Here is a 5,747-nt window from a genome sequence, read left to right on the forward strand (position 1 = left end):
TAAAGGCGACAGAAACAATAGGTTTAGTCATAGATTGAATATAGAATATGTCGTTTACCTTTAGGATGCTTTTTGAAGTTACATCCTTATATCCGTATGCAGCTTCATGAACAACTGCTCCATCACGCACTATTAAAGTACTTGCCCCGGGAATGTTTCCGGATTCAACTTCATTTTTTATGAAATTATCATAGTGCTTTAGTCGATCGATAGATACTCCGGAGGTGGTTTTCTCATTCGACTGCGCATAAGTGAGACCCGAGTAAAATAGTAAGAAAGCAAGAATAATTGAGAGTTTGATTGGTTTCATCGTAGTAGGTTTTTAGTAAAAAAATAATCAGTTGATAAGGTGAATTTTAAAAATCGTGTGGCGTTTTTGAGGGTCTTGTATAAGCAGTTAAGACAAAGAAAAGAGCTGGTCCATAAAGTTCTTAAAAAGGATCAATTTCTTAATTGAAAAAGTAGCTCCATGATTTCAATCGCAGGTGGCTCTGAAATTTGATAGGCCGCCGGAATGCCCGCTGCCAAATCAGAATTTTTATAAGCTATCATTGATTCTTTTGAATCCCAGATATAAATCCCTCCATATTGGCCAGGTTCATTCATTTTAACGTAGTATTTCTGTAAAAGCCCGCTTATAGCCTTAAACTGAGGTTCTCTTTCTTTGGCTTTTCTAAGTAACTCTTCCTCTGGTAGATTTGATTTTAATCGTATGAATTGAACGTGCATAGGTTTGATTTTTGATTTGTTGAACCCTAAAGATAATAAAAAAGGAAAATCCAGATTGAAATTCAATTTCTTCGTATCTTTTGATAACAGATTTTCAATAGATTATTACATCAATTCTGAACATACAATGAATGACAAATTAAGTATCAGACCCCAGATAAAAATCAATTCAAATATCTCTGATCAAAGTGAATTTGAACAATTTCAAAATAGTGTGTTGCGTCCAATTTTAAAATTACAACATGACTTAATTATAGCATTTTTTGAACGATATACTAAAAAGAAAAAGATAAATTTCCATGAACTTAGCAGAATAAAGAAACAAGAATTGATTTCCCGGATTTTCATAAAGGATCATCAGTTCAAAACGGAATTTAGAGGACTGATTTTAGGTCAATTTACGGAGGGGGAATTCAGGGATTACCAACTGATGGATTCAGAAGTCAATAGAAGAATTTATTCAATGGGAAAGGAAAGACTTCTTTCAACCATTTAGTATTTTTTAAGGTCAATTTGTGTTCCGGTGAAGCTGTTTTTGTAGTATTGGCGATCGCATGTTTCTAGTTTTCAAAAGATTATTGTATTTTTAAAGGATAAGTTTCTTTACAACCGGAACAAATGCCGGGTGAAATTTATTCAAACTGAACCAAATCCAAGATGAACAAAATTCGATTAAACCCTCAAATCGGGTTGATGCTTATTATATTTCTCCTAATTTTTTACGCTTGTAAAGAGGAAAAAAAAGCGCCTCCTTTTCCGGAAAATGAGAGTGAGTATCTGCAGCCATTAAAAAAAACCTTTGAGATTTCCGATGTTGACACCTTAGGTTTTTCTTCTAAGAAATTACCTTCGCCTTCAACATGGCCCAGCAGGAGAATAAACTTCAACAACCTGGCTTCAAAACCCTTTGATGTAGTTTCATCGCAAAGTTTAGGAACCTTTCCGGCAAAAACTTTGAACTGGGATGATTTACCTCAAACTGATTTGGTTATGGATAGTTTGCCAACCATTGATTTTGATGTAAAAGTAAGTGTTTTAGGTCAGCCTAAGATGATAAAAACTGGTTTTTATGAGGTTGCAGAAAGGGCCTCTAAAGGAGTAATGACACTTGGTGAAGGATTTGGTTACCCTGGGACTATTGAGGTTCAAATAATTGATAGTCAAGGAGCTGTGTGGCTTGCCGGAAATGGAGGTCTTGCCAGATATGATGGGATCAACCTTGAACTGTATAGTCAGGAGCAAGGTTTAACATCCAATCCTTTGGTACTTGTTAAAGAGGATGCCAAAAATAGGATTTGGGTGGTAGATAATCGCGGATCCTTGATGGGTATTGATTTGGATGCACGATTGATTTTTCAACTAATGATTCCAGATGTTAAAAATGGATACAATGATTTTTCCTTTGACTCAAATGGTAGAATCTGGGCGTCAAATGTTAGACTGGGATATGACATCATTGATTTCGATACTAAGTCACTTCAGAGAATTACACCTGAACATGGGCTCTTAGATACAGATTTATTAATAGAGGCTTACGAAGACAGTGAAGGCTTAATATGGCTCACTACAGCCAAAGGAATCAACATAATTGACAAACAAGCAGGTAAAAATTTCACCTTCACTTCCAAGGATGGTTTATTGGATGATTTTGTGGTTAAATTCAGAGAAGATAGTCAAAAAAGAATATGGATTGGAACGAAGGGTGGGTTGACGATTCTTGACCCTTCAAAAGAAAAAATACACTATTTCAATGAACCTTTTGAGATGAAGGGTCAGAACGCTGTTTCGGATATTTATGAAGGAGCTAATGGCGTTTTCTGGATAGGGACAGATAATGGGTTATTGTATAAATACGATGAGTCAAATTCGACACTCGATAAGATAAAAATAAGAGAAAAGAACACTTTTGTGGGTGTTTGGGGTTTAATAGAAGACAGTCAAGGACAGCTCTGGGTTCCTACCTTAAGGGAAGGAGTATTTTTATATGATCCAAAGGGAGCTAATCCAGGGAATTTTACGATGGAGGATGGTCTGAGTGGAAATGAGTATTGGTCAACTATTCAAACAAAAGATGGGAAAACCTGGATGGGTGGTTTAAATGGAATTGATATTTATGATCCGGTTAAGGGGGAATTAAAGCATTTGTCAAAAAAAAACGGACTGTCTAATGACAGAAGCAACCGTCTTTTACAAGATTCAAAAGGTAGGGTTTGGTCATTTGGATTAAGATCAGGAGTCGATTTGATAGATGTTAAGAATAACACGATTAAACAGTTTACCAACAATCCTGAAATTTTTGACAGTAGTTGGATTGTATCGATGTTGGAAGATAATAATGGTAATTATTGGATGGGTGGAAATAATGGAGATCTATTTTTTATTGACCTAAAGAATAATGTCATTAATAAATATGTAATTGATTCAATTGGGGATGCTAATTTAATTGATAACATCATTGAAGATGATCAGCAACGAATCTGGCTGGCAGGTCGGGGGATTGGTATTCATATACTGGATCCTTCCAATAATAAGCGAATGAAGATTGGTGCCACGAATGGTCTAATTTCAGATAATGTTTATTCACTTTTTCAAGGAGGGCCTGGCATTTTTTGGATTGCGACAGATTTGGGTGTTGAACGTCTGAATTTAGAGACTAACAATCTATTATCATTTTCAATGAGTCAGGGTCTTGCAAGTAATGACGTATATGCATTGATAAAGCGAAAAAATAAGATGATTCTTGGAACTTCGAAAGGCTTAACTATGCTAGAGTCTACTGGTAATGCAGATAGTTCTGAGGCGTTTTGGAAAGTCAATACCCTGGCTAAAAATCAAGGGCTATCTTATTTAGATTTCAATATGAATAGCTTTAGTTTGGATAAGGAAGATAGGTTGTGGGCAGGTGTAGAAAGCCAAGTAATCACTGTAGTTGATACTTTTAAATCAGACGATACAACTGTTTTACCAGAATTAACTGGAATCCAGATTTATGACAAAAAACAAGATTTTTATGACATCGAACTTATTGAATCTCGCTTAAAATCAATAGATACTGTTTGGGCCTGGGAATCTAATATTAGCGTCGTAAAGGATAAGAATGACTTAATTTCAAGTTATAAGACGCAGAATAAGATCGAATGGGATACTGTTGAAGGAGCTTATAAAATTCCCAAAGGTTTAAAACTACCCTATAATCAGAATTACTTGAGTTTTAGCTACGGGGCGCTGCAGTTTAAGAATCAGGACAAGATTGTTTATCGTTACATTTTAGAAGGATATGATGATAAATGGAACGACATAACCAACAAAACCATCAGTAAAAATTATAGAGATTTACCTGAAGGCAATTATACTTTTAAAGTTGCAGCAAAGGGAATTAATGAAGTTTGGAGTGAGCCTTCTGAATTTGATTTTTCGGTGATGCCCAGACTTCTTTGGTGGCAAACATGGTGGGCCATTTTGATTTTTGCTGTATTGTTTCTGCTTCTAGGAATTGCAATTTTAAATTATCGCTCTAGGTGGTTGAAAAAAGAGAATCGAATTTTAGAAGAAAAAGTGAACGAACGAACACAAGAATTGAATAAAACCATAAATGAGTTAAAAGGAACCCAATCACAACTCATACAATCTGAAAAAATGGCCAGTTTGGGAGAACTAACTGCAGGCATAGCTCATGAAATTCAAAACCCCATGAATTTTATCAATAATTTTTCTGAAGTCACCATTGAGCTGATTGACGAAATGAACGAAGAATTAGAAAAAGGTGACTTAGGTGAAGCCAAAGATATTTCCAAGGATATTGTTCAAAATCTTGAAAAGATCACCCATCATGGCAAACGTGCGAGTAGCATTGTCAAAGGAATGTTGGAACATTCCAGAAACAGCTCTGGTAAAAAAGAATTTGTTGATCTGAATGTGCTGTCAGATGAATATTTACGTTTGGCCTATCATGGATTAAGAGCAAAAGATAAATCGTTTAATGCGGATTTTCAAACTGATTTTGATGAGACGCTTCCGAAGGTTGAGATCATTCCACAAGATATAGGCAGGGTGGTTCTCAACATTATTAATAATGCTTTTTTTGCGGTTACCTCTATACCGGAAAAGGACCAGGTTGAAGGTTTTAAACCCCAGGTAACCGTGAGCACCAAGAAACTAAAGAACCAGGCCAGGATTTCAATTAAGGACAATGGTCCGGGAATCCCGCAGGAGATAAAAGATAAAATCTTTCAGCCCTTCTTTACTACCAAACCAACTGGTAAAGGTACTGGATTAGGTTTGTCACTGGCTTATGATATCGTCACTACGGGTCATGGAGGTGCTATTGAGTTAAATACAGAACCAGGAAAAGGCACTGAGTTTGTCATTTATATTCCAATAAAGAAATAGAATAATCAAATTTTGAAATAAAAAATAATTTGCCCCCTAACAATAAAATAAAATGAGCATGAGAATTTTAGTAGTCGATGATGAGAAAGATGTAGAATTATTATTCAGACAAAAATTTAGAAAGGAAGTTAAGAGTAAAAGTCTTGAATTGGTCTTTGCTTTTTCAGGTCAGGAAGCATTGGATATACTTCAGCGTAGCAACCCGCCAAAGGTAGTTTATATATTTTCAGATATAAACATGCCCGGAATGACTGGTTTAGAGCTTCTTGAAGAAGTGAAGCAACTGTATCCGGATATTAAAATAAGTATGATATCTGCCTATGGAGACAGTGATAATTATAACAGGGCCATCAATTCCGGGGCCAAAGAGTTTTTTACCAAACCCATAGATTTTGTTTCATTAAAAGAAGAAATTAAAGGATTAATCAACTAAAAACATTGCAGTAAGATGATGACTAAAATACTTGTTGTTGATGATGAAGAGGATTTAAAAATTCTTATAAAACAGCGTTTCAGACGGAAAATTCGCAATAATGAATACGATTTTGTTTTTGCAGAAAATGGCAGGCATGCCCTGGAACAATTGGCAAAACATGAAGATGTTGATCTTATTTTAAGTGATATCAACA

The 5,747-nt window shown here is 35.4% G+C and carries 5 protein-coding genes and 1 pseudogene; 4 read left to right on the forward strand and 2 right to left on the reverse strand.

Features of this window, described 5'->3' with window-relative positions; translation table 11 throughout:
* A partial coding sequence (locus ACR2MV_RS12070; protein ID WP_434022173.1) for a serine hydrolase occupies nucleotides 1-310 on the reverse strand: 310 nt, incomplete at its 3' end.
* A 131-nt stretch (nucleotides 311-441) separates the two neighbouring features.
* Nucleotides 442-729 carry a hypothetical protein gene (locus ACR2MV_RS12075; RefSeq protein WP_434022174.1) on the reverse strand — a complete coding sequence of 96 codons (288 nt, stop codon included), beginning with the start codon at nucleotides 727-729 and terminating at the stop codon, nucleotides 442-444.
* A 127-nt stretch (nucleotides 730-856) separates the two neighbouring features.
* On the opposite strand from ACR2MV_RS12075, the gene ACR2MV_RS12080 reads away from it, so the two are divergent.
* The 4 genes and pseudogenes from ACR2MV_RS12080 to ACR2MV_RS12095 all read left to right on the forward strand — a co-directional run.
* Nucleotides 857-1,225, forward strand: a complete 369-nt coding sequence (locus ACR2MV_RS12080; RefSeq protein WP_434022175.1) for a glyoxalase — start codon at nucleotides 857-859, stop codon at nucleotides 1,223-1,225.
* 161 nt (nucleotides 1,226-1,386) lie between these two features.
* Nucleotides 1,387-5,118, forward strand: coding sequence for a sensor histidine kinase (locus ACR2MV_RS12085; protein WP_434022176.1), 3,732 nt, complete (start codon nucleotides 1,387-1,389; stop codon nucleotides 5,116-5,118).
* Between the two features lie 58 nt (nucleotides 5,119-5,176).
* Complete coding sequence (locus tag ACR2MV_RS12090) at nucleotides 5,177-5,551, forward strand: response regulator (protein ID WP_434022177.1); 375 nt, start codon at nucleotides 5,177-5,179, stop codon at nucleotides 5,549-5,551.
* 15 nt (nucleotides 5,552-5,566) lie between these two features.
* A pseudogene (locus tag ACR2MV_RS12095) lies at nucleotides 5,567-5,747 on the forward strand (adenylate/guanylate cyclase domain-containing response regulator); the annotation flags it as partial.

The sequence above is a fragment of the Lutimonas sp. genome, from assembly GCF_051011215.1.
In the GTDB taxonomy this organism is placed as follows: Bacteria; Bacteroidota; Bacteroidia; order Flavobacteriales; family Flavobacteriaceae; genus Lutimonas.

Bases quoted from the DNA above. Each gene is read 5' to 3' on its own strand.
- ACR2MV_RS12080 (WP_434022175.1), top strand. From the start codon at position 857: ATGAATGACAAATTAAGTATCAGACCCCAGATAAAAATCAATTCAAAT.
- ACR2MV_RS12075 (WP_434022174.1), bottom strand. From the start codon at position 729: ATGCACGTTCAATTCATACGATTAAAATCAAATCTACCAGAGGAAGAG.
- ACR2MV_RS12085 (WP_434022176.1), top strand. From the start codon at position 1,387: ATGAACAAAATTCGATTAAACCCTCAAATCGGGTTGATGCTTATTATA.
- ACR2MV_RS12090 (WP_434022177.1), top strand. From the start codon at position 5,177: ATGAGAATTTTAGTAGTCGATGATGAGAAAGATGTAGAATTATTATTC.